This is a genomic window from Caproicibacterium amylolyticum (genome assembly GCF_014467055.1).
In the GTDB taxonomy this organism is placed as follows: Bacteria; Bacillota; Clostridia; order Oscillospirales; family Acutalibacteraceae; genus Caproicibacterium; species Caproicibacterium amylolyticum.
The window spans coordinates 1,496,797-1,522,821 of the sequence record NZ_CP060696.1 but is presented as its reverse complement, the minus strand read 5'-3'; the positions used below and the strand labels follow the sequence as shown (position 1 = coordinate 1,522,821).

Below are 26,025 nucleotides of genomic sequence, written 5' to 3'. Positions count from 1 at the left end.
ATGGAACCGAGAGAACTGGCCGAAAAGGCCGTAAAAATTTTAGATAAAAAGAAGGCAAAGTCCCTGAAGCTCATTGGCATCACCAATGTTTCCAGTTTGGCTGATTATTTTGTCCTTGCTACTGGTACCAGCAGCACGCATGTGAAAGCACTTGCAGACGAAGTAGAATTTCAGTTGAAAGAAGAGGGAACTGCTCCAAATCATACAGAAGGATACCGCAGCAACTCCTGGATTCTGTTGGACTACGGTTCAGTCATTGTTCATGTCTTCACGAAGGATGCACGTGAATTTTATGATTTGGACCGCATGTGGCAGGACGGCGAAACCGTGGATATTTCGGCACTGCTGACAGAGGAATAACTTTCAGAAGTTTTTAGGAATAGAGGGTTAGAACATGAAATACGACCATAAAGGAATCGAAAAGAAATGGCAGGACGCATGGGAAAAAGCGGGCGTTTTTCACGCAGAGAACAACAGCACAAAGCCAAAGTACTTTGCCCTTGTTGAGTTTCCCTATCCATCCGGGCAGGGACTGCATGTAGGTCATCCGCGCCCCTATACCGCTCTGGATATTATTGCACGCAAGCGCCGCCTGCAGGGTTACAATGTGCTTTACCCAATTGGTTGGGATGCTTTCGGTCTGCCAACGGAAAACTATGCCATTAAAAATCATATTCATCCGGCACAGGTGACGAAGAAAAACGTTGCCCGTTTTAAGGAACAGATTAAAAGCTTAGGCATTTCCTTTGACTGGAGCCGTGAAATCAACACAACCGACCCTGAATATTATAAATGGACACAGTGGATTTTCCTGCAGCTCTTCAAAAAGGGCTTGGCTTACAAAAAGGAAATGAATGTAAACTGGTGCACAGGCTGCAAATGCGTACTGGCAAATGAGGAAGTTGTAGAAGGTGTTTGCGAGCGTTGCGGCAGCCCTGTTATTCACAAGGAAAAAAGCCAGTGGATGCTCAAAATCACAGATTACGCGCAGAAACTGATTGACGGACTGGACGATGTAGACTATCCTGACCGTGTGAAAGCACAGCAGAAAAACTGGATTGGCCGCAGTGAGGGCGCAGAAGTCGATTTTCAGACCACAGCCGGCGACGTGCTCACCGTTTACACAACGCGTCCGGACACCCTTTTCGGTGCTACTTATATGGTTATTTCACCGGAGCATCCAAACATTGAAAAATGGCAGGACAAGCTTTCTAATATGGACGCAATTCGGGACTATCAGGCAAAAGCTGCCCGCAAAAGTGAATTCGAACGTGCTGAGGTTGCAAAAGATAAAACCGGCGTTCGGCTGGAGGGTGTTGCGGCAATCAACCCGGTAAACGGCAAAGAAATTCCGATTTTTATTTCGGATTACGTGCTTATGACCTATGGCACTGGTGCAATTATGGCTGTACCGGCACATGATACCCGCGACTGGGCCTTTGCCCGCAAATTTGGCTTACCGGTCATTGAAGTTGTAAAAGGCGGCGACGTTGAAAAGGAAGCCTTTACCGACTGTGCGACCGGTGTGATGGTCAATTCCGGCTTCCTGAATGGTCTGACCGTTGAAGAAGCAAAGGCAAAAATCAAAGATTACATGGAAGAAAAAGGCTTTGGTCACAAAAAGGTAAATTATAAACTGCGCGACTGGGTCTTTGCACGTCAGCGCTACTGGGGGGAACCGATTCCGATTGTCCACTGCGACAAATGCGGCTATGTGCCGCTGCCGGAGGACCAGCTGCCGCTGCGTCTGCCGGAGGTGGAAAGCTACGAACCGACGGACGACGGCGAATCACCAATTGCCAAGATGACCGACTGGGTCAACACAACCTGCCCGCACTGCGGCGGCCCTGCTAAGCGTGAAACGGATACCATGCCGCAGTGGGCCGGCTCTTCCTGGTACTTCCTGCGCTATACTGACCCGCACAACGACAAAGCTTTTGCCAGCAAAGAAGCAATGGATTACTGGCTGCCAGTAGATTGGTACAACGGCGGTATGGAGCATACCACGCTGCATTTGCTGTACAGCCGCTTCTGGCACAAATTCTTGTATGACATTGGTGAAGTACCCACGCCGGAGCCGTATGCAAAGCGTACCAGCCATGGCATGATTCTGGGCGAAAACGGCGAAAAAATGAGCAAATCCCGCGGCAATGTCGTGAATCCGGATGACGTGGTTGCAGAGTACGGTGCGGATACTTTGCGCCTGTACGAAATGTTCATTGGCGACTTTGAAAAAGCCGCGCCGTGGAGCACTTCCAGTATGAAAGGCTGCCGCCGCTTTATTGAGCGTTACTTTGCTTTGCAGGATATTACTGTACCCGGTGACAGCATTCGCACGGAAATGGAGATTTCATTTAACAAGACCATTAAAAAGGTAAGCGAAGATATCGAGAATTTAAAATTCAATACTGCGATTGCAGCGCTGATGTCTTTGCTGAATGAAATTGCGGCCAGCGGTTCCATCACACGGGAAGAACTGCGCATTTTCACAATTTTGCTTGACCCGTTTGCGCCCCATGTGGCCGAAGAAGTTTGGGCTGTACAACAGTTCAATGATCAAATGGCCTGTCAGCAGGCATGGCCTGACTTTGATGAAAGCAAATGCAAAGACGCAACCGTTGAAATTGCGGTGCAGGTAAACGGAAAGGTGCGTGCGCGCGTTTCTGTGCCTGCGGATGTGTCCAAAGAAGATGCACTTGCTGCTGCAAAAGCAAACGAAAAGATTGCAGGGGAGATTTCCGGGAAAAACTTGGTTAAAGAAATATATGTTCCGGGCAAGTTAATCAATCTTGTTGCAAAAGGTTAATTCAATACAATGAAAGCCGGTTTCCTTACTCTCACAGTAAGAAAACCGGCTTTTTGTGTAATTAAACGAAGTGAAAATACCAAAGCAGACCAAGCAGCACTTGCAAAAGTATAATGACCGGAATTCTGACCATAAATTTCGCGTGTTTCGTTTTGTGCCGGATGCACTGCATAGTCAAGTACATGGCGGCACTGCCGCCTAAAGTAGAAAGCAACAGTAGTGTTCGCTCCGGCACACGGCGGCGGTGCCGGATGGCTGCGCGTTTGTCATGTATAGTAACTATAACAGCTGTCATGCTGATTACGCAGAAGTAAATAAGTAAAAATTTCTGAAACACTGACATTTTGCGCTTTTTCTTCTCCTTTATTTTCTATAATCATTACAGATTGGTTACAAAAGCAGGAAAGATAATGGACAGGGGATGGAAAGCATGGTCATTTCATTTTTTCACAAACATCGGCAGATTGTTGCTGTGATGATGTTGGCTGCAGTGGTGCTGATTACAATGGCGGTCAATCGGCTGGATAGTGGGGAAAAGCCTGTGGCGACAGTGCAAACTGCAATTTCCGGGCAGACTGCAGTCAACGCCGCAGCAAGCACATCCGGGGCACCGGCACAGTCCGTACCGGCGACGACTGCGGCAGCAGCCGCCAAAAATGAAATGCGGGCGGTTTGGGTACCGTACATGACACTAGACAGAAGCGCGCAGTCCGACAAAAGCGAAGCGGCTTTCATCAGTATGTTTACGCAAATTGTGCAAAATGCAAAAGCAAAGGGGATGAACACTTTAATTGTTCATGTGCGTGCATTTGGAGATGCGTTATATCCCTCCAAATACTACCCGTGGTCAAACCTTACCGGAAATACGCAGGGCGTAAATCCGGGTTATGATCCATTGAAAGATATGGTAGACATTACGCATAAAGCAGGGTTGCAGTTTCACGCGTGGGTAAATCCCCTGCGGATTCAGCTGGAAAATACACCGTCTATTTTGGCACAAAACAACCCGTGGAATACCTTTCACAATGATTCTGCAAAATCGAACTGGGCGGTTTCCTATAAAAACGGAAAATACCTGGATCCAGGCTGGGACGGTGTGCGGCGGTACATAGCAGACAGTGTCGCAGAAATTGTGAAAAATTATGCAGTGGATGGTGTACAGTTTGATGATTACTTTTATCCAGATGAAGGAGCGGACTTTGATAAAGCTTCTTACGGGGCTTATTGCACCGGTAAAAAAGATGGAGAGGTATTGAGCCTAGCCGACTGGCGCTGTGCCAACATCAATGACTTGATTTCGCGCACTTATCGGGCAGTAAAGGAGAACCGAGCCGCCGCGGTGTTCGGTGTTTCACCGCAGGGAAATTTAAGTAATGACAGAAAAATCGGTGCGGATGCCGCCGCGTGGTGCCAGGCACAGGGCTACGTGGATTATGTGTGCCCACAGCTTTACTACAACTACGATAACCCTGTACTGCCTTATGACAAGGCAGTACAGACCTGGAAAAGCCTTGTAACCGCCAAAAACGTGAAGCTGTACTTTGGCTTAGGTGTTTACAAAACAGATACGGATGTGGACAGCGGTTCTTGGAAAAACAGCGTAGACATTATTGCAAGGCAGATACAGACCGGCCGCGCCCAGAAGTGCGATGGCTTTATGTTCTACGCCTATGATGATATGATGTCCCAGAACCGGCAGCAGGAAATACAAAACGTAGTAAAGTTGTTCCAGTAAATTATTCGCTGCAAAGAATTCCCTTGCAGCAGTCGCCAATTACATCCGTGATTTTTACCGAAAGAATTTGACCGGAAAGATCTTCTCCGGTTGCAGTGAGAACGGGCGTGTAGTTTGGTGTGTACCCTTCAAAAACACCGGCTTCCCGCCGCTGCTCAAACAGTACCGGTTCAATTTTGCCAATCTGATCTTTCAGAAATGCCTGACGAGTTTCTTCTGCCGCCGCAGTCATTAAATGACTGCGGCGTTCTTTTTCGGCATTGGTCATTTGACCGGGGAAGTCTGCAGCACGAGTACCGGGACGGCGGGAGTAAGCAAAAACGTGTACTTTTGCAAAAGCGATTTCTTTTGCAAAGCGCAGGCTTGCCTGAAATTCCTCTTCCGTTTCACCGGCAAAACCGACCATAATGTCCGTGGTCATTGCAGCATTGTCAAAGGTAGCACGCAGATTGTGTATAATTGTACGGTATTCGTCCGCTGTATAGTGGCGGTTCATGCGCTTCAGTGTTTCGGTGCAGCCGCTTTGCAGCGAAAGATGAAATTGTGGGCACAACTTTTTTTGTGCCGCCAGCCGTTCAATTACTTCCGGTGAAAGCTGTTCCGGCTCCAATGAACCAAGTCGGACACGCTGAATACCGGGAACCGCACAGGCGGCTTCCACTGCATCACACAGTGTTAACCCCAAGTCCTGACCGTATGCGGGCAAATTAATGCCGGTTAGTACAACTTCTTTGTAGCCGTGCTGTCCCAGCGTTTCCAGCTCTGCACGCAGGTCTGCCAAAGGTTTAGAACGAACACGCCCGCGTGCGTAGGGAATGATGCAATAGGAACAAAAGCGGTTGCAGCCGTCCTCTATTTTTACAAAGGCGCGTGTACGTTCATAGAAATCCGTGACCTGCATTTCCTCAAACTTCTGACCGTGCGGTTCGATGTCAACAATCCGTTGATGCGTGGAAAGGTAGTTTAAAATATGCTGGGCAAGTGATGCACGGTTGGAGTTGCCTAATACGATATCTGCGTCAGAAAGGGAAGCGGCCTGCTCCGGAAAAGCCTGCGGCATACAACCTGTAAGGACAAGTATGGCGGTCGGATTCTCACGGCGGGCACGGTGCAGCGTTTGGCGAACTTTATGGTCGCTTTGTGCGGTTACAGTGCAGGAGTTAATCAGTACAACATCTGCTGCACCGTCGCAGAGCGTAAAACCGGCATGCTCCAGTTGCTTAAGCATGGCCTGCGTTTCATATTGATTGACTTTACAGCCGAGCGTTATGGCTGAAACTTTCATTCATAATTCCTCTTTCTTTAGACAAAAATAAAGAAGCGTCAAATTGTTTGTAAATAATTCATAAATGGGGGCTTGAAAATTTTGTTAATCTGCTGTATTATAATTGCGTTCACCTAAATAACAACAAATTTTTTACGTGAATATGCGGAATAATCAAAGCGATTTATCAGGAGGGAAATGAAATGTACACTGCACAAATTATGCTTTCCAGCATTGAGGATGTACGCAATTTTGTAAACCTGACCAACCAGTGTGATTTTGACATTAATCTGACCAATGAAAAATACAAGATTGATGCAAAATCCATTATGGGCGTTTTTAGCCTGGATTTGAGCCAGCCGGTAACAGTTGAGGTAGAAGCGGACAAAGCAGAAGCCTTTATGGAAAAGCTGAAAGTATTCCAGCCGAAAGCAAAATAAGGAAGACAAAAAGAGCCTTTCGGCTCTTTTTTATTTTTCAGCAGATGGTGCGGTGCTTTCCTCGACAGCCTGTGAAAGCTTTTCCCATTCTTCCAACAGGTTGTCGCTTTCCTTGCGGGCGGTTTCCAATTGTTGCGTCAGTTCCATGGCTTTTTCGAAGTCGCTTGCAAGTTCCGGATTGGAGAGCTGATCATTCAAAATGTTTGTTAGGCTTTCCAGTTCTTCAATGCGGTCCTCTACACGGTGCAGGCGGGCTTTTTGTTTGCGCAGGACGGCTTGCTGTGCCTTACGCTGCTGGTACGTATTTTCTTTCGGCTGCTCCTGCTGTTGTGTTTCCTGATTTTTCGCCTGCTGTGCTTTACGCTGTTCCAAAAAGCTATCGTAGCTGCCAATATAGGAAACAGCACCTTCCGGTGTAAGCCAGTAAATGCGGTCCGCGAGTTTGTTAATTAGGTACCGGTCATGCGAAACAATAAAGAGAGTGCCTTCATAACTTTGCAGTGCGGCCTCTAATGCTTCACTCGAGGCGATATCCAAATGGTTAGTCGGTTCATCCAGCAGCAGAAAATTCGCCTTGCTGAGCATCAGGCGCAGCAGCAGAACGCGCGCACGCTCACCGCCGGAAAGTGCAGCTACTGGTTTAAAAACATCTTCGCCGTGAAAAAGGAAAATTGCTAACGCAGAACGTACTTCTGTTTCAGTCATGTGCGGGTAGGTGTCCCAAATTTCATCTATCACACGTTTTTCCATGTGCAGGCCAGTTTGAAGCTGGTCGTAGTATCCCAAATCGATATTTGCGCCAAACTTTACTTTGCCTTCCATCTGCTCATATTGTCCGAGCAGCGTTTTAAATAAGGAGGTTTTCCCGCAGCCATTGGGGCCAAGCAGAAATACGCGTTCACTGCGGTGCAACTCTAAATCGACATTTTGGAACAAGATGCGTCCCTCAAAAGCGAGCGCAAGATTTTCCACTTTTAACACGTCATTACCACTGCGCTGTGCAACAGGAAATTGAAAGTGCATTGTTTCCTGCCTTGCTTCCGGAACAACGAGGGTGCTTTCCAATTTAGCAATCGCTTTTTCCTTACTTTCAGCTTTGCGGATGCTTTTTTCTCGGTTCCACCGGCGAAGCTGTGTAACCATGTCTTCCATGCGCTTGATTTCGTGCTGGGTGTTGTCATATTGACGTTGTGCAGAAAGTTCAGCTAGGTCTTTTTGTTCCTGAAAAGCAGTATAATTGCCTTTGTAGGTAGTCAAATGACCGTTTCCCATTTCAAAAATGCGTCCGCACAGTCTGTCCAGAAAGTACCGGTCATGGGAGATAACAATAAAGGCACCATTCCAACTGCGCAGAAAGTCCTCCAGCCACTCCACACTTTGAATGTCTAAATGGTTGGTCGGTTCATCCAAAAGCAGAAGGTTTGCACCGGAAAGCAGCATCTTGGCAAGCTGCAATTTTGCTTTTTGTCCGCCGCTTAATACGCCGACAACCTGCCCCATCTGTTCATCAGTAAAGCCAAGGCCAAGTAGAGCGCTGCGTGCGCGTGCTCGGCAGGTAAGGCCGCCAAGCTGTACAAACTGGTCATTTAGAAGTATCTGCCGTTCAATCAGCTGATCTGTTGGGTGTGCTGAAATTTCATTATTGAGTTCATTCAGTTCTTTTTCCATATTGAGCAGATTAGAAAAGACTGTAAGCACTTCCGCGTAAGCGGTGCGGTCAAGATCTTTGCAGACGTGCTGCTCCATATAGCCGAGCACCGTGCTTTTTGCCTGATAAATGTTTCCCCCATCCGGCGTGTATTCACCTGTTATAGTTTTGAACAGGGTGGTTTTTCCAGAGCCGTTCACACCGACCAAGCCAATACGGTCACTTTGCTGTACCTCAAAGGATACACCATGAAAAATAACGTCGGTGCCAAAGCTCTTTTCCAGATTGCTGGTACTGAGTAATGCCATGTGTTTCGTCTCCAATATATGTAAAGTGGTTCTGAAAGTCAGATTTATGTAAGGGCCTTTCGGCCCAATGACTTTAATTATACTGAAACCCGGCTGTAAAAGCAAGTTTACAGGAGTTTCTTAAGTTCATCGATGTTTTGCTGTTCGCCTTTCAAAAAGTCCTCCGCCAGTTTGCGGGAGTCACTGTCAGCCTGCGGCAGCTCATTCAGCCGCTTTTGAATGTCGATAATACCCATCGTAGTTCCTTGAATCATCATTTCTGCAAGATGTTCAGGGGTGCTGTTAGCTAGTGTATTCATCTGGATGCTGCCCCAAAGCATAGCCTTTTGCATAGGCTGGGTGGCAACCTTGGGCTTGTCACCTTTTTCCTCAAGCATTTGTGCCGCTTTGTGCGCAGATGCTTCGTAATTTTGCTGCTGGCTGCTGATTTGACTGCGTATTTTTTGATCGTGCACCTTTGGAAGCAGCATTTCCGCTGCTTCTGCTCCCATTGTACTTGCCTTGTAGACTTCATTTAAAATATCGGTATTTTCACCCTGCATGTTATTCGCCTCCATAGGCGTAGTGTTCCCCAAGCAGAACTGTATAATCTGGACGCAGCGGCCTTTTTTGTGTTATACTTATAAAGTGTTTTTTGTAATTCTAAAAATTTGATTCTGCTGAAAGGCAACATATGAAAAAAATTCTGCTGATTGCAACCGGAGGTACTATTGCTTCCCGTAAAACTGAAGACGGTTTGGTTCCGCAGCTGACACCGGAGGTGCTGCTTTCCTATGTACCGGAAGCAGCAAATTTTTGTAAGACGGATACGCTGCAGGTACTCAACATTGACAGCACTAATATTCAGCCACAGCACTGGCTGCTGATTGCGCATATAATTCAGGAACATTATGAAGTATATGACGGCTTTGTCGTTTGTCATGGAACCGACACTATGGCGTATACTGCTGCGGCGCTGTCCTATTTGATTCAGGAACCGGATAAGCCAATCGTTATCACAGGTTCGCAAAGACCAATCGATATGGATGTAACAGATGCCAAAACAAATCTAATGGACAGCCTGCGCTGGGCAAGTGCGGGGGAGCCAGGGGTATGCATTGTTTTTGGCGGCCGGGTAATTGCCGGCACCAGAGCGCGAAAGAGCCGTTCCAAAAGCTACAATGCGTTTTCCAGTATCAATTTCCCGGAACTGGCGGTAATACGAGATGACCGCATTGTGCGGTACATACATGATGCATCGTCACAGGGTGTGAAATTTTCAGCAGCACTTAACACCAATGTTTCTGCTTTGAAGCTGACACCCGGCCTGCCGGCAGAAGCCTTTTTAGCGGTGGGACGGCTGTGTGATGGACTGATTATAGAAAGCTACGGCGTGGGCGGTGTGCCGGAAATCTACAATGAAGCACTTGCGGAACTTTCTCATATAGGAAAAGTAATCGTTGTGGCCACGCAAGTACCGCATGAGGGCAGTGACATGGCAGTCTATCAGGTGGGACATCTGGCAAAAGAGCGTTTTGGCCTTTTGGAAACGTATGATATGACACTGGAGTCAACAGTAACAAAGCTGATGTGGGTTCTAGCACAGGCGCATGAGCCGAAAGAGGTGCGGAAGCTGTTTTACTGCACGGTCAATCACGATATTTTATGGGTCAATTAAGTTTTTACTTTTATAAAACTCCGGTAAAAATGAGGGGGTGTCCGTTTGAAAATCGGAATTTCCACAGCGTGCCTTTACCCGGCACTGCTCGAAAAGAGTCTTGCCAAACTGCTGAAACTTGGTTTTCGGCATTTTGAATTTTTCATCAACACATTTAGTGAGCTAGAACCTAGCTATGTAAAAAGTCTTGCACACATGCTACAGGAGTACCACGCGACTGTCAAAAGCGTGCATCCCTTTACTTCCGGTTATGAGAGCCTGCTGCTGTTTTCCGGTTATGAGCGACGCTTTGAAGATACACTGGAGTTTTACAAGCATTATTTTGAAGCAGCAGATTTATTGGGTGCAAAGCTGCTGGTGCTGCATGGTCAGCGAATTGAGAAACAGGGTGATATGCCCGAAGAAGGTTATTTCGAGCACTATCACCGTCTGCTGGAAACTGGGCGGGCTTTCGGCATTTCAACTGCTCAGGAAAACGTTGATAAGTTCCGAAGCAGTGAACCAAATTTCCTGCGCAGGATGCGTGCTTACCTGCATAACGACTGTGCGTTCGTACTGGATGTCAAGCAATCGGTCCGTGCGGGACACAGTCCGTTTGAAACCTGTACTGCGATGGGGGAGCGGCTGGTTCACGTCCACATTAACGATAACAAACCGGGTAAGACCTGCCTGCTGCCCGGCTGTGGGGAAATGGACTATGCACGGCTTATGCAGCAGCTTGCAGAGCAGAATTTTTCAGGTGACTGTATAATTGAGGTGTACCGCGGTAATTTTGATGACCCTGCCGAACTGCTGCAGGCAAAGCAGGTAATGGAGCATTTTCAGCGTCAGTTTCACAAACTGACTGCCATAAATCCAGTGTTTGCAGGCAAACCTTTCAATATGATATAATTATTAAATAGTAAGGAATATAAATCTTTCGTGTAAAATGATTTTGAGGTGAAATTATGAAATGTCCTTTTTGCGGCCACGAGGAAAGCAAGGTCATTGATTCGCGCCCAACAGACGAGGGAGAGCGCATTCGCCGCCGACGCGAGTGCCTGAAATGTGGCAAGCGCTTTACTACTTATGAAGTCATTGAAACTGTTCCGGTCATTGTAATTAAGAAAGATAAATCCCGAGAAGCTTTTGACCGGGATAAGTTGCTGCGCGGCCTGCTGCGTGCCTGCGAAAAGCGCCCGGTGTCGCTGGTTACGCTGGAACATTTGGTGGACGAAATTGAAGTCAGCCTGCAAAACTCACTGGACAGGGAAGTAGAGTCCTCTAAAATTGGCGAATATGCTATGGAAAAGCTCAAGCACATTGACGAGGTAGCTTATGTTCGGTTTGCGTCCGTTTATCGGCAGTTTCAGGACATTAACACATTTATGGATGAGCTAAATGAAATTATTCAGGCACGGCAGAAATCATCTTCTGAAAAATAAAGCAAGCCGCAAGGAAAAGTTTGTTGTCCCTGTGGCTTGCTTTTTACAGAATATTTTGTATCAGCGGCAGTTCGCCTTCCTGCAGGTTTTGAGCCAGCATCTGCCCACGAGCACATTCACCTGCAAATTGCTCTAAACTTTCGCACTTCGCAAGGTCAGGGAGAATTGCCAAAGTCTGATCTACAGTTTCCAAACGGCTGTGCGGCTGAAAAGTGCAAAGTACCTGATGGGCGTTTTCCCAATCCTGCCCGGCTTGCACACTTAACTGGTAGGCAGCTGCACGGTCATTTTTCTGAGCTGCGTTCTTGGCAGCACCAAGTGTCGAAGCCAAATGGTTTGTCAAATTTTCTGTTACGCAGCTGCCGCTAATGCAGAGTGCAATGGAAGCCGCCAACAGTACGAATGCTGCTGTCATTCGTTTCATACAGTTGCCTCCCTTGGAATGATTTGATAATCTCCGTTTGTGTTGGCAGTCATTATAAAAATATCCGAAACATTGATGTTTTGGTCCCGAAGGGTTTCTTCCAGCCATTTTTGACTTTTTCCGCACAATTGGAGCGATGCGTTGCTGATGACGCCGTCACTTATCACAACGGCTTCAATTCCGCTGTTTGGAACAGCCACCCCCAGCATACCGGCGGTTGGCTGTTCCCGGTCCGGCTTTTTGATGATGCTGATGCGCCCATTGGTTTCCACAATGGCATATGCAACGTCTTTTAGTGAAAATACGTCTTTTTCCCGCAGTTCTTCAAATAAATCTTCTGTAGTCAGACGCAACTTTTTCATTTCCTGCTGCTGCACAATGCCGTTCAAAATAATAATGACTGGTTTGCCGCAGACCATCCTGCGGAATTTGCTGCTCTTCATCATAAACCATGAAGCAAAAAGTTCGCAGACAATCAGCACCGCAATAGGCAGAACACCGCTGACCAGCGGCTGGCCGCTATCCTGCATAGGAATTGCCGCAATGTTGGAAATTAGCAGGGTTACAACTAACTCGCTGGTTTGCAGCTCGCTGATCTGTCGTTTTCCCATTAACCGTACTGCTGCTATAATGAGTATGTATAGCAACAGCGTACGAATAAATGAAATCGTCAATTTACATCACCGTAAAGTAGTATTTGCTGTGTGTTTTCAGAAAATACCTGAAAACAAGAAAAGGGATAGCCGCTTTTAACGACTGTCCCTTTTCTGAACTGCTAGAAAGGCCGAATACTTTCAGCAAACTTTGCAAAATTCTTTTTTCCGTCAAACTGAACTTCCCACTGTGTCCGGCATTGACTGCGCATGGTATCAACTTTGTCAGCTGGCTGGGCTGCTGCTTTCCGAATTGCGTTTGCCAACGCTTCCGGTGTCAGGTCGGCGGGCAGCAGCCAACCAGTTTCGTTTGTATGCACAAGTTCGCTGCTACCGCCGACATCTGTTGCAATCGTCGGTATACCAAAAGACGAGGCTTCCATAATAGAAACCGGAAGTCCTTCACTGCTGCTGGTATTGACAAACACATTTACAGCGGTGGACTGATACAATTTCATCAGCTCTGCATTTGGCAGTGCGCCGAGCAAATCTGTTTGCATAAATGAAAGGCGTTCTGCTGCATAAGTACGCAGAGATTCCAGCGCATCCCCGCCGCCGATATGTGTCCACTTTAAGGTAAGGCCACTGTCCTGAAGCAGCGCAAGTGCCTGTGCAAGCAGTTCGACACGCTTGAGAGGTACAATGTGGCAGCAGCTGACAATATGAAATGGCTTGTCCTGTGGAACAGGGCCTAAACCGTAATCCTGTGTACCCAAATAAGCGGTATGAACCTTGTTTTCAAATCCCGGCCAATTTTTTAAAATGTATTGTGTACCGTTCTGACTGCATGGATAAACAGCATCCAGATTTTTCAGCAGATAGGGGCGCAGAGGAAGATAACTGCAGGACTGCCGTTCTTTGTATAAATCATAGCCATGCGCACGGCAAACTGCTTTGCAGGATTTCGCGGTACAGTATTTTTTTAGCTGGCTCGCAGCAACCGCCACATCATAAAACCAATAAGCATAAAATGTAACACCATCACATTCCTCTAGATGGTGGGGCAGCAGGATGCGACGGCAAGCTTCAAAAACCTGTTCACTTTTTGCAGTGAAGTACAAAAGAAAAGCCCATGCCTTTGGAGAAATATGTGCCGCTTTTCGTTCATCATTTCCAACAAAGCCGTGCCGGCTGCGGGAAAACAGAAGGCGTGCAGTGGCAGCGGGAATCTGTTTGCGAACCGTGCTTGCGGCAATGCGGTGTACTGTTACATTTCCCGGCACAGTTCGAGTTGCTACCGCATTGTCTGCTGCGCTGGTGGCAATTACAATAACCTGGCTGAAAGCCTGCGCCAGTACCGGTATTTCGTCTTCTATAAATTCCTCGCCTTTATCAAACGGATATACTTTAGTCAGCATGACCAGACAGTCCTTCATCCGCTTACCTCCTATTATGCATTTGAAAGCATAAAAATTACATTATACTGCATACAGAATAGCATACTTTCCGATAATTTACAAGGAACGCATTCGGTGTCTGGTAAATTTTCGTTGTATTGAGGTACACAGAATGGTATAATAAACAAATCAGGAATATCTGCAGCCTGCTCAACTGCAGAAACTTCCAATTTTTGTTTGGCAGGCTGTCGTTGTACAGCTGCTGCTGAAAAACGTAAATGAAGGAGCCTGTGATTTTGAAGCTGTCGATTATTGTACCCGTGTATAATGCGGAGGAATACCTGAAAACCTGTGTGGAAAGCATTTTGGCACAGCCTTTTCAGGACTACGAACTGCTGCTGGTAAACGATGCTTCTCCGGATAAATCGCTGGAGGCAGCGCATGCTCTGGAACGCCGAGATCAGAGAGTTACGGTTTATGACAAACCGCATGGAGGGCTTGGTGACACCCGCAATTTCGGTGCACAGCGCGCACAGGGAGATTACCTGCTGTTTGTAGATGCAGACGACTGGCTTGGGAAAGATACTCTGGCCGCAGTTATGGAGCCGACGCTTGCCGCCTGTGCTGACCTCACAGTTTTTGACTTTGTGCGGGAAAATGAAACCGGTGGTATCAGCCGCTTCAGTGGGCTGCCGATTGCCTGCCCATCCGACTGCGCGGAAGATAACCGTAAAATGCTGGAAGAATTGACTGGGCCAGACGCAGTCGGCACGCCGTGGCGCAGTGTTGAAATGATAGGCAGTGCATGGCGCCGTTTGTATCGCCGGGAATGGTTTATGGAGCATGCTCTTACTTATCCAAATGAAGAGGAAGTCATGCTGGAGGATTTACCAGTCAGTATTCAGGCACACTTTTACTCACAGAAAACACTCTTTTTGGATGTACCGGTCTATCATTACCGCTTCAACGGAAATTCGCTGAGTACACGCTACCGGGCAGATAAAATACAGAAACTTTCCCGTTGCTTTACCATGATAGCGGAATTTTTAAAAGGAAAGCATGCTTATGCAGACCTTGAGCCACGCCATTTGGCATGGTATTTGCGCAGTGCCGGACACGGCGCACTGGTCAATGTGTTCAGCAAGGGCAATTTAAAAGATAGAGATGGAAAAAAAGAAGAAATCCGAGGGATTCTAGCCGACCCAATTTTGCAGCGTGCTGCGCAGAGCGATTATCTGCAGAACGGCACTCGCGCTGACCGCATTATTCGTTGGGTCATCAAATCCGGTTCCGTTGGATTGGCTTATCTTTTTTACAGCCAATATGCCAAGCACCTGCACAAAAATGCTGAGAACCAATAGGAGACCATAAATGTCAAAAAAGAAGGTCCTTTTTCTGAATTACAGCTTGCACAGTGGCGGAATCGAGAAAAGTCTGGTTACGCTGCTGTCTTTGTTTGATTACGAAAAATATGATGTAGACCTACAGCTTTTTGCAAATGATGGCCTGTTTTTGCCGCGTGTGCCGAAACAGGTTCATTTACTGCCCCCATTGTTTCCAAAGGAATATAAACTCAATATCCGGCAGGCACTGCCTACATTGCTGCGGCAGGGCCATCCGCTGACCGCTCTTTGCCGCGCCGGCGTAACTTTTGCCGGACTGCGCGGAACAATGGGTGAGCGGTTGGTGAAAATGTGGAAGGTCGAAAGAAAATTTGTGCGTAAAAGTCCAAAGCAATATGACGCGGCGATTGCTTTTATGGAGGGACAGCCAATCTATTACTGTGCGGATAACGTCAGTGCAAAACGAAAAATCGGCTTTATTCATGGTGACTATACCGCAATGGGGCTTGACCGCACGTTTGATGAACCGTATTTTGCCAAGATGGATGCGGTCTGTACCGTTTCCGAATCCTGCAAAGACGCACTTGTTAAAACTTTTCCCCAGTTCGCAGAAAAATTTCATGTGCAGTATAATATCCTTTCCCCGAAATTTTTGCGAAAAATGGCAGAAGAACCGACGTCGGTCTCAGATCATTATCAAGGAATGCGCGTGCTGACGATTGCACGCCTTTCCCAGCAAAAAGGGTTGGACATTGCTTTGCCCGCTGTTAGTCAGCTGCGTAAAAAAGGAATGAATTTTCGTTGGTACATTATCGGTATTGGGCCGGAAAAGGAAGCACTGCAGGCTCAAATTCAGGAACTGGGTATTCAGAATGATGTCGTTTTCTTGGGGGAGCAGGGGAATCCGTATCCATTTGTAAAAATCAGCGATGTTTATATGCAGCCGTCCCGCTTTGAGGGAAAGAGCATTGCTGTGGATGAAGCAATGGCTTTGTGCAAACCAATTCTGCTCACAGATTTTTCTACAGCGAGAGACCAGATTACAGATGGGAAAACTGGTTTGATTGTTCCCATGACGTCGGAGGGAGTCGCGGACGGTTTGGAACGGCTGCTTACAAATGCGGCTCTGCGGAACAGGTTGGAAAATGAGCTTGCGGCACATGACTACTCCAATGAAGATGAGATTTTCAAACTGTATGCGCTGATAGATGGTGTTTCCACGCAGGAAACCCCGGCTGAATGAAGAAAACGAGGTGCTTAATATGACAATTAAAGAATTGCTGAAAGATATATCATGCCAAGTTACCGGCGATTGCAATGCTGAAGTGACCGGCATTGTTTATGACTCTCGAAAAGTAAAACCGGGCAGTGTGTTTGTTTGTCTTGTCGGCAGCAAAACCGACAGTCATGCATTTGCAGCACAGGCTGCACAGAGTGGTGCTGCCGCAGTGGTAACACAGCATGAGATAGAAACGGTTTCCTGTACGGAGATTCGTGTAAAAGATACACGTGAAGCACTTGCACTGCTTTCTGCGGCATGGTTTGGCCATCCCGCGGAAAAACTGAAAGTTATTGGCGTGACTGGTACCAAGGGCAAAACAACTTCTACTTATATGATTCATTCTATTTTGGAAGCTGCGGGTATTCCAACCGGAATTATCGGCACGATTGGCACGGTAATTGGCACACAGCTGATTAAGACCAATAATACAACACCGGAATCTTATGATATACAGAAGTTCATGCGCATGATGGTAGATGCCGGATGCCGCGCGTGCGTACTGGAGGCCAGCTCTATAGGTTTGCGCGACCACCGTGTGGATGGTTTTACATTTGACATCGGACTATTCACAAATTTCAGTGAAGATCACATTGGCGGGTCAGAACACAAGAATATGCAGGAATATCTTGCCTGCAAAGCACTTCTGTTTAAAAAGTGTCGCCTTGGTGTTGTAAACGTAGATGACGGACACTGGCAGGGAGTTACGGAAGGGCACATCTGCAGTCTTATAAGCTATGGTTTCAGTATGGACGCACAGCTGCGCGCAGAAAATGACCGCCTGATTTCCCGTCCAGGCTATCTGGGAGTGGAGTTTGATCTGTGCGGCAGTATGCAGGGCCATGTGTGCGTGGATATTTCCGGTAAATTCAATGTGTACAATGCATTGGGAGCTACCGCAGTTTGTCAGCAGTTGGGTGCTTCTTTAGCGGATGTGCAGAAAGGGCTGGATACCGTTAAGGTAAAAGGCCGAGTAGAACCTGTAAATGTACCCGGAAATTATACACTGCTTATTGACTATGCACACAATGCTGTCAGCATGGAGAATATTTTGACTACGCTGCGGGAATACAATCCGCACCGTTTGGTGTGCTTGTTTGGAGCAGGCGGAAACCGCCCGAAGCTGCGCCGCTATGAAATGGGAGAAATGAGCGGTAAACTGGCTGACCTGTCTGTAATTACTGCAGATAATTCCCGTGATGAGAACGTCATGGATATTCTTGCGGATATTGAAGTCGGTCTGCATAAAACAGATGGTAAATATGTTGTTATTCCAGACCGCAGAGAGGCCATTCAGTTCTGCATGGACAACGCGCAAGACGGCGATGTAGTTGTTTTGGCAGGAAAGGGACATGAAGATTATCAGGAGATTAAGGGAGTGAAGTATCCTTTTGACGAGCGTGAAGTAATTCACAAAATACTTTCAGCAGAAGGAAAGCTTCCACAAAAATCTTAAAATAAACCTATGAAAAGGTACGGCAGCCGCCGTGCCTTTTTGGTGTCCACAGACAAGTGAAAGGTTGTGCAGAAAAATGCAGATAACAATAGGGGAAGCAGCAGAGCTCTGTGGTGGAAAACTGCTATGTGGGAACCCTGAAAATACAATTACAAACGTCTGTACTGACAGCAGGCAGGCAGGCCCGGGTTCGCTTTTTGTTCCGCTGAAAGGAGAGCGTACTGACGCGCACATCTTTATTCCAGCAGTTTTTGCGGCAGGTGCAGCGGCTGCTTTTACACAGGAATCAGTGGAACTGCCGTTGGAGGGTGCACTGATCGCTGTGCCGGATACAGCTGATGCTCTTCAGCAGTTGGGTGCAGCTTATCGTCGTCGTTTCACCGGCCCGGTCGTCGGAATTACCGGCAGCGTTGGGAAAACCACTACCAAAGAAATGGTTGCGCTTGCCCTTTCTGCCCGGTATTGTGTAATGAAAACGCAGGGGAATCAGAACAGCCAGGTAGGCGTGCCGCAAACAATGTTCCAATTTGAGGAAGATACAGAAGCAGCTGTGATCGAAATGGGCATGAGCCAATTTGGTGAAATGGCACGACTTGCAAAAATCGCTGCACCACAGTTTGCGGTTATGACAAATATCGGTGTTTCCCACATTGAAAATCTGCATACGCAGGAAAACATCATGCAGGAAAAACTGCATATTACGGACGGTTTCATTCCGGAATCTGTGCTGGTTCTCAATGGAGATGATAAAATGCTTGCAACGCTGCGTGGCAAAATGCTGTTTAATACACTCTTTGTTGGTACCGCTCCTTGGTGCGACTACCGCGCAGTGCAGATTGAAAGCCAAGAGGGAAAGACCTATTTTGTAATGGAACATGAGAGCAGGAGACTACCAGTTGTTCTGCCGGTTTTGGGAACACATCAGGTCACCAATGCGCTTTCTGCGCTTGCAATGGCAGATGTCCTTCATGTTGACTTGCAGGCTGCTGCGGCAGCGCTGGCAACTTACAAACCGCTCGCCATGCGGCAGCAGATTCACAAGGTGGGAGGCATTACCATCATTGATGATTCCTACAACGCCAGCCCAGATGCTGTGCGCGGTGCCTTGAATGTGCTGTGCAGTTTTCCACATCGCAGGGTGGCCATACTCGGAGATATGTTGGAACTTGGCAGGGTTTCTCATGAAGCACACAAAAGCTGCGGTCAGTACGCAGCCAAAGCCGGCGTCGATCTGCTGATTACAGTTGGTCAAGAAGCTGCAGCGATCACGGAGGGCGCAAAAAGTGAAAATCCTGCACTGCCCAGCATACACTGCGGCGATAATACGGAAGCTGTTCAGGTTTTAAAAAGGGCAATTCAGCCGGACGATACGATTCTTGTAAAAGGTTCACGCGGAATGCATATGGAAAAAGTTGTTGCGTTTCTTTTAAAAAATTATGCATAAAGGTATTTTACAATATACTTTTGCGGAGTAGTTTATCGCTTCTGCTTGCATCTTTTGTGTTTCTGTGTTAAGCTGTAACTAGTTTGTTACTATTGGAAACAAATATGTTACCAATAGATGGCTTTCGATTTTTGCAAAGGGGGAATTGCCTTTGAAGAAACGAAGAGGACTGTTGCCAGTGTTGCTGACTGCGCTGCTTTTTTTCGTTTTTCTGTTTTCAGCTTTCAGTTTTAAAGCAGGAGCTGCCGCTGCCGAAAGTGAAACTGCTTCATATTTACCAAAAACAGCGTCAGCAGATTTGTCAAAGCAGACCTTTTCAGCGTCTGTACCGGCAGCGCAGGCAGCGGGAACAGTCACAGCAAACACGATGCGTGAGCAAACGGCAGGCGGATTTGGCTTTTTGCTGGTGCTGCTCAGTGCGGTACTTTCTGGAGTTGCTGTTTTTTTCTATATCCGCCACAGTAATCAGCAGAGTTTACCAATTGCTCTTGGCTCTGAACGCAGCCATCAGAATGGCGTTATTGTCAGATAAAAAGGAAAATAACGGAATGATAAGGAAAGATCTGTCTGAATATACAGGGCTTTTTTTATGTAGTTATTTGAAAATAGAGTACCTGAATTTTCTGAACCGCATCCACTGCGGCACTACGTTTTTATCCTAGCCAGATAGTGCCGTAGTACTATAGAATTCCCAATTTAAAACGCACCTCACCGTGGAAAGTTAACGAAGCGGCGAGGAGGTGCGCTTATGAAAAATCGTTCAATTTTCAAACAAACAGCGGTGGCTTTGGCAGCAGCGATGTTTTTGGGCGGAATATCTGCAGGTGCAGCGGAGCCTGTGGTACAGCCAGTCAGCACGTCTAGTCCAGTGATGCTCATCCCGTGCGGCCTGCCCTTTGGCATCAAACTGTTCACCAACGGAGTCGTTGTGGTAGGTACCGCAGACTTAGAAACAAGTGGGGGTACGGTAAATCCGGCGAAGGAAGCAGATGTGCGTACAGGCGACGTAATTCTGTCGATAGATGGGCAACAAGTCACCAGTAATGAACAGCTTTCAAAGGCAGTGCTAAACTGCAGCGGGCGGTCTCTAAATTTGGAAATTGACAGAAGCGGGCAAAAAGTAGCAGCTAAGCTTTCCCCAGTGCAAAGCACAGGATGTTACCGTGCCGGACTGTGGGTACGTGACAGTGCTGCTGGAGTAGGTACGCTGACTTATTATGACCCGCGCAATGAAATGTTTGCAGGTCTTGGGCACGGAATTACAGATCCCGATACCAATGAAATCATGCCATTCGGATGCGGTGATATTGTTCCAGTCATCATTTCCGGTGTTCAAAAAGGTGTTCAGGGCATTCCAGGCGAACTGCAGGGATACTTTTCGTCTGATATCCCGAGTGGAACGCTTTATGCAAACAGCGTACAGGGCGTTTTTGGAAAAATGAACCACGCCCCGGATGGCGAAGCAATTCCAGTTTGCCCATCTGACCAAGTAAAGACCGGCCCTGTAGAGATTCTCTGTACAATAGATTCCAGTGGCCCTCAAAAATTCAGTGCGGAAATTGAGCTATTGAACACACGCGCAGCGCAGAGCAAAAATATGATTCTGCATATTACAGATAAACAACTGCTTAATAAAACAGGCGGAATCGTGCAGGGAATGAGCGGAAGCCCTATTTTGCAAAATGGAAAGCTAGTTGGCGCAGTTACACATGTCTTTGTAAATGACCCTACAAGAGGTTACGGAATTCTGGCAGAACACATGCTGGCAGGTGAAGCAAGTACTGCACAAAAAGCGGCAGCATAATTAATGTTCTCAAAATTTTGCCCCTAAATCAAAAAAATTCAATAAAAGTATTGCCATCTTTTCCAGTTTATGGTAATATAATGGTGTAAAAAATCTTAGGGGGACTAAATATGGAGAACACTATAAAACTCATGATTGCGAACGACAGCCCGGAATATCAGCGCGAAAACAACCAAATCTTTGAAGAGAACGGCTTTACGGTTATTTACACGGCAAAAGACGGCGGATGTCTGCTGGAAGCAGTTGAATCCCAGCGACCGGATGCAGTGCTGGCTCCCATTTTTATGCCGGGGCTTGACGCGGTTGGTGTGTTGAATGCTTTGCAGGAACACCATACCGTGAAACTTCCCACGTTTGTTGTGGAAAGCAACTTTACAAGTCCTACGCTTGAGCGTGAGGTACTTTCTTCTGGAGCGTGCTACCTTGCAGTGCAGCCTTATGAAACGGCACAACTTGCAAAACGTATCCGCCAGCTACTGGCTATGGACAACCCGTCAGTGCCCTGCCAAGAAACACTGGAAGTACAGGTAACAGAAATTCTGCATCAAATCGGAGTACCTGCACATATCAAAGGGTATCATTATTTGCGGGATTCCATTTTGATGGCGATTGAAGACCCGGACATTATTAATGCTGTTACAAAGCAGCTTTACCCGGGTGTAGCGAAAAAGTATGACACAACACCTTCCAGAGTGGAGCGTGCAATCCGCCATGCCATTGAGGTTGCGTGGGACCGCGGAGATGTGGACATACTGAATTCCTACTTTGGCTACACGATTCATAATACCCGTGGCAAACCTACAAACAGCGAATTTATTGCAATGATTTCCGACCGTTTGCGCCTCCACATGAAAACCGCAGGATAAACGAAGGAATGGCTTAACCATGCAGATTTTCGGCGAAAATAAGAATCATTCCGTAGCGATAAAAAAATGAAAATCATTGTGAAATAAAATCTCATTACAATAAATTTTTTCTCTCCATGCCGATAAAACTCCTTTGATTTATTGGGTACGAACAACACCTAATAAAGCAAAGGAGTTTTTCCTTTATGGAACAATACAATTATGACATTGACGATTTCCTGAACTATTGCAAATGGCAAAACCTAACGCATGTACAGCGAAACAGCACTCATTTAAGTTGTTCAGGAAGTCTTTGCGCAGGGTGTTTCCACTCGTAAAATGGAGAAACTGGCATCGCCTGTTTTTGAGTGCGGTTAAAATCCTTTGTCCACAAGAGGACCAGATGCTCTTGATAGACGATTTCTTTCAAAAGCAGCTGCAGAGGGAGTACGTGGAACGAAATTCCGTCTGCTGATACACGCTAGTTACCTCGTATGCTGCTGGGCGGCATGACGTGCAAACAGCGCGGCGCGTGTCAACAGGACAGGTTCCGCAGTATCCGCAGAGTGGAACAGCAACATAGTGAAATCGGCAATGTAGCCTACACAGACCATATTGAAAGCCGTACCCGCGGCGAAACACCACTATTAACAGCAAAAGTACCACGCTGACGCCAAGTTGCAGTGTGCCGAACTGCAGTCCAAGCAGGCCACTGACGCCAAGTTGCAGTGTGCCGAACTGCAGTCCAAGCAGGCCACTGATGCCAAGATTCATAGTGGTAAAGGGGTCACAACCTGAAACGGCCATGCGGAACAGTCCCACACCAAGGCCCACCAGCAGAATACCAAAGATAGCACTGGCGGCGCGGAACCCATATTTTTTAAACAACAAAACTGACCTTCTATGCAGAGTATGTGGGTGGCAAAAGTATAAAGAACAGAAAAGGACCTGTACCGTGCGGAAAATTTTCCGCGGCGTTTACAGGCCCTTTTCTGTAGGCAAAAAGATGACTTTTGAGCGACAGGCTTATTTAATGGCACCGTTAATAACACCATTGATAATCTGTTTCTGGCAAATGAGGTAAAAGATAAGAATCGGAATAAGTGCCAGCAGATAGGAAGCGAAAGCGAGGTTATAGTTGGTACTAAACTGGCTTTGAAAATTGAGTTGTGCCAGCGGCAATGTGTTGCTGCCGCTGCCGCCCATTAAAATCAATGGCGTCATAACGTCATTCCAAGCACCAAGTGCGGCCAGCACGGCTACGGTGGCGTGCATTGGTTTCATGTTTGGAAAAATGATGTGCCAGTAAGCTGCCCAAACACTGGCACCATCCACATAGGCGGCTTCATCCAGCGACAGGGGAACATTTTTGAGGTAACCGGTGTAGAGCATCAGGTTCATAGGCAGATAAAAGACAACGTAAAGCACAATGACACCGCCCCAGTTTGCCAGGTGCAGCAGGGCAGTCTGCTTGGCCTCCGGCATCATCAGGATGGCAAAGGGTACAAACATGCCGCTGACCAGGTACAGATAAGCATATTTGTATAGCTTGCGGCGCTTCATGTTACGGCCAATTGCATAGGCGGCCAGTGGATGGATAAGCACACACAATGCCACGGTGCACAGTGTAATGACCAGAGAGTTCAACAGCGAATGCCAGAAGTCTGTGATCTGCATGGCCTGCGAAAAGTTTTCCAGGCTCCATTGTGCCGGTGGCTTCAGTGCACCAAAAATATCATTGGTCATTTCAGTAGGTCTTTTGAAAGCAATGATAACCGTCATGTAAAGCGGGAAGAAAACAGTAAGACAGCCAATCAGAAGCAGAACTGTAATCGGCACATTTTTGGACCCGCCGATTTTGAAGGTTGATTTCGAATTCATAGCTGTTCCTCCTTGCTTCCCAGAAATTTCATTTGGAAAACGGAAATGACGACAATGACAACGAAGAATAAAACTGCATTAGCACTTTGGTAGCCGAATTGCCCACCGCCCATGCCATTGCTGTAGATGAGGTAGGAAATCGATTCGGTGCTCTGAGCGGGGCCTCCCTGTGTTAAAGCCATGATTTGGTCAAAGACCATGAGAGAATTTTTCATGCATAGAACCATGTTGATGGTGATGAACGGCATAATCAGTGGCAGGGTCAGGTGGCGGAAGCGCCGCCAGCCAGTCGCGCCGTCAATGGCACCAGCTTCATACACATCCAGCGGAACGGTCTGCAGTCCGGAAATGTAAATGAGTGTGTTCATGGCGATTGACTGCCATGCAGCTACCACCACCACAGCCAGCCATGCGCGGTCGGTGCGTGCAAGCCAACTGGAGCTGAGGTCAGAGAGGCCGATGGCTGTGCCAAAGGCAGGCAAAATGTAGGTGAAAAAGAAACTGAATATATAGCCAACCACCAGTCCGCCCAATACGTTCGGAATAAAGTAGATACCGCGCAAAGCAGATTTGGCAGAAATTTTTGCATTCAGTCCCAAGGCAAGCACCAGACTCAGTACATTTACCAGTACGGTGGAAACCACTGCAAACAGGAAAGTAAAGCGGTAGGAGTTTCCCACACGGCTGTCCTGAAATAGATCAGCGTAGTTGCGCAGGCCGATCCAGTCGTAAGTGCCAAAGCCGCGGAAGTTTGTAAAGCTGTACAAAAAGCCCTGTATGAGCGGCAGCGTATTAAAAAGGAAGAACAGCGCCATTATGGGCATCAAAATGGCTAGAAAAGATTTTTCCCGACTGCTCATCGGCTGTTTAGTTGCTTGACGATTCATTACACCCAGTACCCCTTTCTCAGGACTTCGAGCTGAAGGAAGCAGAGCCATGTTCGGCTTCATATTTCTTCAGCTTGGCAATGGTATCACGATTGTAGCGTTTCCAATTAGTGTCGAAAGCATTTAGAAAATCGGTCTTGCTTTGTCCCAACAGATAAGTCTGAATCAGTGCATCCACAGACATTTCCGCTGGATAGTGATGATCCTGATAATCCGCCATCTTTCCCTGCTGAATGTAGGGCTTCATGCCGTCCAGCATAGACGGCAGTGTAAAGTTCCCGGATTTACAGGGCACAGCACTCTGGTCATTTACATAGCTCTGCACGTTTTTATCCGTCAGCATGAAGTCCAGTACGCGGTAGCAGGCTGCTTTGTCTTTAGTGCCCTTCATAATGCTGAACTGCAGGTCATTGCCAGAATTCAGCTTGTTTTTGGAAGCGTCGCTGCTGGCGGGCAGCACAAAGGAATCAATATCCATGTTGGGGTTTACGGTTTTAATCTGCGGCACTGCATAACTGCCAATTGGCATCATAGCAGACTGACCTTTTGCAAAAGCAGTGCAGGCATCATTATAACCATAGGCGAAGACATCCTTTTGGCCATACTGCAGCAGAACCTTTTCTTTCTCTGCTACTTCACTGTAAGCTTTGCTAAAGGTGGTGTTGCCCAGATTGACCTGCTGGGTGATGTTCGGCTGCACCAGGTCAACAGCAATCGCATTCCAAGGAGCCAGTGCTGTCCAAGAATCCTTGAGGGCGAAGTAGAATGGGGTAATGTTTGCATCCTGCATTTTTTTGCACAGGGCCATCATTTCTTCCCAAGTTGTAGGAATACTCCAGCCGTTCTGCTTAAAGATTTTCCGGTTGTAAAGGATGCCGGAAGCATTCGCTGCGTAAGGTATGGCATAGGTGCCGGTTTTCGGTACCAGTTCCAGGTTCTTGTCCATCTCTTTGTAGACGGACTTGATGTTTTTCAGCCCCTGATAGTCACTGACGTCTTCCAGCATGTCGGCATCCAATAGATTGGAATAGTTAATGTCACCGCCGATGCCAATGATGTCTGGCGTGTCGTTCTTGATGAGCCTGGTCTTCAGAACCGTCATGGCGTCGTTAGGAGACGAGACGATCAAGTTGATGCCTGGATTTTCCTTGTTAAAAGCAGCGGCCATTTTTTCAAAAGTCGCCACTGCTTCCCGCTTGTACTCAAAAAGTTCAATGGTTACTTTTCCATTTGTACTTTCACAGCCGGTGGCTACAGCACATACACTGATTGCCATGCCGACGATGAGCAGCAGGGAAAGGGCGCGTTTGAAATACTTTTTCATTGCCAACCTCCCATAATTTGTTTCATTCCGCGAACCTTTTTCGCGGATTTATAACGGGTAACCTTT

25 protein-coding genes are annotated in these 26,025 nt (G+C 47.2%); 14 read left to right on the top strand and 11 right to left on the bottom strand.

From position 1 onward, the window contains the following. Entirely contained in the window at positions 1 to 360 is a 360-nt protein-coding gene (gene rsfS / locus H6X83_RS07295) for a ribosome silencing factor (RefSeq protein WP_212505850.1), read from the top strand. A 34-nt stretch (positions 361 to 394) separates the two neighbouring features. Next, entirely contained in the window at positions 395 to 2,806 is a 2,412-nt protein-coding gene (gene leuS, locus H6X83_RS07290; protein WP_212505849.1) for a leucine--tRNA ligase, read from the top strand. Between the two features lie 61 nt (positions 2,807 to 2,867). Here the strand turns inward: leuS and H6X83_RS07285 are convergent, their stop codons facing one another. Beyond that, positions 2,868 to 3,149, bottom strand: a complete 282-nt coding sequence (locus tag H6X83_RS07285; protein ID WP_212505848.1) for a DUF1294 domain-containing protein — start codon at positions 3,147 to 3,149, stop codon at positions 2,868 to 2,870. Between the two features lie 87 nt (positions 3,150 to 3,236). Between H6X83_RS07285 and H6X83_RS07280 the strand changes: the two genes are divergently transcribed. After that, a complete protein-coding gene (locus tag H6X83_RS07280) occupies positions 3,237 to 4,541 on the top strand; it encodes a glycoside hydrolase family 10-like protein (protein ID WP_212505847.1) in 1,305 nt (434 codons plus the stop codon). A gap of 1 nt (position 4,542) precedes the next feature. Here the strand turns inward: H6X83_RS07280 and mtaB are convergent, their stop codons facing one another. Continuing rightward, positions 4,543 to 5,826 (bottom strand): tRNA (N(6)-L-threonylcarbamoyladenosine(37)-C(2))-methylthiotransferase MtaB, encoded by a 1,284-nt coding sequence (gene mtaB / locus H6X83_RS07275; RefSeq protein ID WP_212505846.1) that lies wholly within the window; start codon positions 5,824 to 5,826, stop codon positions 4,543 to 4,545. A gap of 182 nt (positions 5,827 to 6,008) precedes the next feature. On the opposite strand from mtaB, the gene H6X83_RS07270 reads away from it, so the two are divergent. Continuing rightward, positions 6,009 to 6,245, top strand: coding sequence for an HPr family phosphocarrier protein (locus H6X83_RS07270; protein ID WP_212505845.1), 237 nt, complete (start codon positions 6,009 to 6,011; stop codon positions 6,243 to 6,245). A 30-nt stretch (positions 6,246 to 6,275) separates the two neighbouring features. Here the strand turns inward: H6X83_RS07270 and abc-f are convergent, their stop codons facing one another. Together abc-f and H6X83_RS07260 are read right to left on the bottom strand one after the other, a co-directional pair. After that, a complete protein-coding gene (gene abc-f / locus H6X83_RS07265; protein WP_212505844.1) occupies positions 6,276 to 8,201 on the bottom strand; it encodes a ribosomal protection-like ABC-F family protein in 1,926 nt (641 codons plus the stop codon). Positions 8,202 to 8,308: 107 nt separating this feature from the next. Next, positions 8,309 to 8,743: a hypothetical protein gene (locus H6X83_RS07260; protein ID WP_212505843.1), complete on the bottom strand. Its 435-nt coding sequence runs from the start codon at positions 8,741 to 8,743 to the stop codon at positions 8,309 to 8,311. A 131-nt stretch (positions 8,744 to 8,874) separates the two neighbouring features. Between H6X83_RS07260 and H6X83_RS07255 the strand changes: the two genes are divergently transcribed. Genes H6X83_RS07255 through nrdR form a run of 3 tightly spaced genes read left to right on the top strand, consistent with a single transcriptional unit; the run spans position 8,875 to position 11,282 of the window. Next, positions 8,875 to 9,858 carry an asparaginase gene (locus H6X83_RS07255; protein ID WP_212505842.1) on the top strand — a complete coding sequence of 328 codons (984 nt, stop codon included), beginning with the start codon at positions 8,875 to 8,877 and terminating at the stop codon, positions 9,856 to 9,858. Positions 9,859 to 9,903: 45 nt separating this feature from the next. After that, on the top strand, positions 9,904 to 10,749 hold the full coding sequence (locus H6X83_RS07250; protein ID WP_246419059.1) for a sugar phosphate isomerase/epimerase family protein: 846 nt from the start codon (positions 9,904 to 9,906) through the stop codon (positions 10,747 to 10,749). A 56-nt stretch (positions 10,750 to 10,805) separates the two neighbouring features. Next, positions 10,806 to 11,282 carry a transcriptional regulator NrdR gene (gene nrdR / locus H6X83_RS07245; RefSeq protein WP_212505841.1) on the top strand — a complete coding sequence of 159 codons (477 nt, stop codon included), beginning with the start codon at positions 10,806 to 10,808 and terminating at the stop codon, positions 11,280 to 11,282. A 43-nt stretch (positions 11,283 to 11,325) separates the two neighbouring features. On the opposite strand, the gene H6X83_RS07240 is transcribed toward nrdR, so the two are convergent. From H6X83_RS07240 to H6X83_RS07230, 3 genes are all read right to left on the bottom strand, one after another. Continuing rightward, on the bottom strand, positions 11,326 to 11,706 hold the full coding sequence (locus H6X83_RS07240) for a DUF4363 family protein (protein ID WP_212505840.1): 381 nt from the start codon (positions 11,704 to 11,706) through the stop codon (positions 11,326 to 11,328). After that, positions 11,703 to 12,317 (bottom strand): DUF421 domain-containing protein, encoded by a 615-nt coding sequence (locus H6X83_RS07235; protein WP_246419057.1) that lies wholly within the window; start codon positions 12,315 to 12,317, stop codon positions 11,703 to 11,705. The genes H6X83_RS07240 and H6X83_RS07235 overlap by 4 nt, the downstream gene beginning before the upstream one ends. 164 nt (positions 12,318 to 12,481) lie before the next feature. Continuing rightward, a complete protein-coding gene (locus H6X83_RS07230; RefSeq protein WP_212505838.1) occupies positions 12,482 to 13,735 on the bottom strand; it encodes a glycosyltransferase in 1,254 nt (417 codons plus the stop codon). A gap of 257 nt (positions 13,736 to 13,992) precedes the next feature. Here H6X83_RS07230 and H6X83_RS07225 point away from each other — a divergent pair, with 257 nt between their 5' ends. The 7 genes from H6X83_RS07225 to spo0A all read left to right on the top strand — a co-directional run bounded on the left by H6X83_RS07225 (position 13,993) and on the right by spo0A (position 21,888). Further along, positions 13,993 to 15,057 (top strand): glycosyltransferase family 2 protein, encoded by a 1,065-nt coding sequence (locus H6X83_RS07225; RefSeq protein WP_212505837.1) that lies wholly within the window; start codon positions 13,993 to 13,995, stop codon positions 15,055 to 15,057. Between the two features lie 10 nt (positions 15,058 to 15,067). After that, positions 15,068 to 16,282, top strand: a complete 1,215-nt coding sequence (locus H6X83_RS07220) for a glycosyltransferase (RefSeq protein ID WP_212505836.1) — start codon at positions 15,068 to 15,070, stop codon at positions 16,280 to 16,282. Positions 16,283 to 16,301: 19 nt separating this feature from the next. Further along, a complete protein-coding gene (locus H6X83_RS07215) occupies positions 16,302 to 17,774 on the top strand; it encodes a UDP-N-acetylmuramoyl-L-alanyl-D-glutamate--2,6-diaminopimelate ligase (RefSeq protein WP_212505835.1) in 1,473 nt (490 codons plus the stop codon). Positions 17,775 to 17,850: 76 nt separating this feature from the next. Continuing rightward, complete coding sequence (locus H6X83_RS07210) at positions 17,851 to 19,218, top strand: UDP-N-acetylmuramoyl-tripeptide--D-alanyl-D-alanine ligase (RefSeq protein ID WP_212505834.1); 1,368 nt, start codon at positions 17,851 to 17,853, stop codon at positions 19,216 to 19,218. Between the two features lie 151 nt (positions 19,219 to 19,369). Next, positions 19,370 to 19,750, top strand: coding sequence for a hypothetical protein (locus tag H6X83_RS07205; protein ID WP_212505833.1), 381 nt, complete (start codon positions 19,370 to 19,372; stop codon positions 19,748 to 19,750). 216 nt (positions 19,751 to 19,966) lie between these two features. Further along, a complete protein-coding gene (gene spoIVB / locus H6X83_RS07200) occupies positions 19,967 to 21,022 on the top strand; it encodes a SpoIVB peptidase (RefSeq protein WP_212505832.1) in 1,056 nt (351 codons plus the stop codon). Positions 21,023 to 21,132: 110 nt separating this feature from the next. After that, positions 21,133 to 21,888, top strand: a complete 756-nt coding sequence (gene spo0A, locus H6X83_RS07195) for a sporulation transcription factor Spo0A (protein ID WP_212505831.1) — start codon at positions 21,133 to 21,135, stop codon at positions 21,886 to 21,888. A gap of 405 nt (positions 21,889 to 22,293) precedes the next feature. On the opposite strand, the gene H6X83_RS07190 is transcribed toward spo0A, so the two are convergent. The 4 genes from H6X83_RS07190 to H6X83_RS07175 all read right to left on the bottom strand — a co-directional run bounded on the left by H6X83_RS07190 (position 22,294) and on the right by H6X83_RS07175 (position 25,959). After that, positions 22,294 to 22,755: a hypothetical protein gene (locus H6X83_RS07190; RefSeq protein WP_212505830.1), complete on the bottom strand. Its 462-nt coding sequence runs from the start codon at positions 22,753 to 22,755 to the stop codon at positions 22,294 to 22,296. A gap of 138 nt (positions 22,756 to 22,893) precedes the next feature. Next, positions 22,894 to 23,748, bottom strand: a complete 855-nt coding sequence (locus H6X83_RS07185; protein WP_212505829.1) for a carbohydrate ABC transporter permease — start codon at positions 23,746 to 23,748, stop codon at positions 22,894 to 22,896. Beyond that, positions 23,745 to 24,608 carry a carbohydrate ABC transporter permease gene (locus H6X83_RS07180; protein ID WP_343063147.1) on the bottom strand — a complete coding sequence of 288 codons (864 nt, stop codon included), beginning with the start codon at positions 24,606 to 24,608 and terminating at the stop codon, positions 23,745 to 23,747. The genes H6X83_RS07185 and H6X83_RS07180 overlap by 4 nt, the downstream gene beginning before the upstream one ends. 46 nt (positions 24,609 to 24,654) lie before the next feature. Next, entirely contained in the window at positions 24,655 to 25,959 is a 1,305-nt protein-coding gene (locus H6X83_RS07175) for an ABC transporter substrate-binding protein (RefSeq protein WP_212508434.1), read from the bottom strand. Between the last annotated feature and the right edge of the window lie 66 nt (positions 25,960 to 26,025).

Excerpts from the sequence above, each read along its gene's own strand:
- H6X83_RS07215 (WP_212505835.1), top strand. The coding sequence starts at position 16,302 with ATGACAATTAAAGAATTGCTGAAAGATATATCATGCCAAGTTACCGGC.
- H6X83_RS07220 (WP_212505836.1), top strand. The coding sequence starts at position 15,068 with ATGTCAAAAAAGAAGGTCCTTTTTCTGAATTACAGCTTGCACAGTGGC.
- H6X83_RS07230 (WP_212505838.1), bottom strand. The coding sequence starts at position 13,735 with ATGAAGGACTGTCTGGTCATGCTGACTAAAGTATATCCGTTTGATAAA.
- rsfS (WP_212505850.1), top strand. The coding sequence starts at position 1 with ATGGAACCGAGAGAACTGGCCGAAAAGGCCGTAAAAATTTTAGATAAA.
- H6X83_RS07240 (WP_212505840.1), bottom strand. The coding sequence starts at position 11,706 with ATGAAACGAATGACAGCAGCATTCGTACTGTTGGCGGCTTCCATTGCA.
- H6X83_RS07185 (WP_212505829.1), bottom strand. The coding sequence starts at position 23,748 with ATGAATTCGAAATCAACCTTCAAAATCGGCGGGTCCAAAAATGTGCCG.
- H6X83_RS07280 (WP_212505847.1), top strand. The coding sequence starts at position 3,237 with ATGGTCATTTCATTTTTTCACAAACATCGGCAGATTGTTGCTGTGATG.
- spoIVB (WP_212505832.1), top strand. The coding sequence starts at position 19,967 with ATGAAAAATCGTTCAATTTTCAAACAAACAGCGGTGGCTTTGGCAGCA.
- H6X83_RS07235 (WP_246419057.1), bottom strand. The coding sequence starts at position 12,317 with ATGGGAAAACGACAGATCAGCGAGCTGCAAACCAGCGAGTTAGTTGTA.
- H6X83_RS07270 (WP_212505845.1), top strand. The coding sequence starts at position 6,009 with ATGTACACTGCACAAATTATGCTTTCCAGCATTGAGGATGTACGCAAT.
- H6X83_RS07175 (WP_212508434.1), bottom strand. The coding sequence starts at position 25,959 with ATGAAAAAGTATTTCAAACGCGCCCTTTCCCTGCTGCTCATCGTCGGC.
- H6X83_RS07260 (WP_212505843.1), bottom strand. The coding sequence starts at position 8,743 with ATGCAGGGTGAAAATACCGATATTTTAAATGAAGTCTACAAGGCAAGT.
- spo0A (WP_212505831.1), top strand. The coding sequence starts at position 21,133 with ATGGAGAACACTATAAAACTCATGATTGCGAACGACAGCCCGGAATAT.
- leuS (WP_212505849.1), top strand. The coding sequence starts at position 395 with ATGAAATACGACCATAAAGGAATCGAAAAGAAATGGCAGGACGCATGG.
- nrdR (WP_212505841.1), top strand. The coding sequence starts at position 10,806 with ATGAAATGTCCTTTTTGCGGCCACGAGGAAAGCAAGGTCATTGATTCG.
- abc-f (WP_212505844.1), bottom strand. The coding sequence starts at position 8,201 with ATGGCATTACTCAGTACCAGCAATCTGGAAAAGAGCTTTGGCACCGAC.
- H6X83_RS07285 (WP_212505848.1), bottom strand. The coding sequence starts at position 3,149 with ATGTCAGTGTTTCAGAAATTTTTACTTATTTACTTCTGCGTAATCAGC.
- mtaB (WP_212505846.1), bottom strand. The coding sequence starts at position 5,826 with ATGAAAGTTTCAGCCATAACGCTCGGCTGTAAAGTCAATCAATATGAA.
- H6X83_RS07255 (WP_212505842.1), top strand. The coding sequence starts at position 8,875 with ATGAAAAAAATTCTGCTGATTGCAACCGGAGGTACTATTGCTTCCCGT.
- H6X83_RS07180 (WP_343063147.1), bottom strand. The coding sequence starts at position 24,608 with ATGAGCAGTCGGGAAAAATCTTTTCTAGCCATTTTGATGCCCATAATG.
- H6X83_RS07210 (WP_212505834.1), top strand. The coding sequence starts at position 17,851 with ATGCAGATAACAATAGGGGAAGCAGCAGAGCTCTGTGGTGGAAAACTG.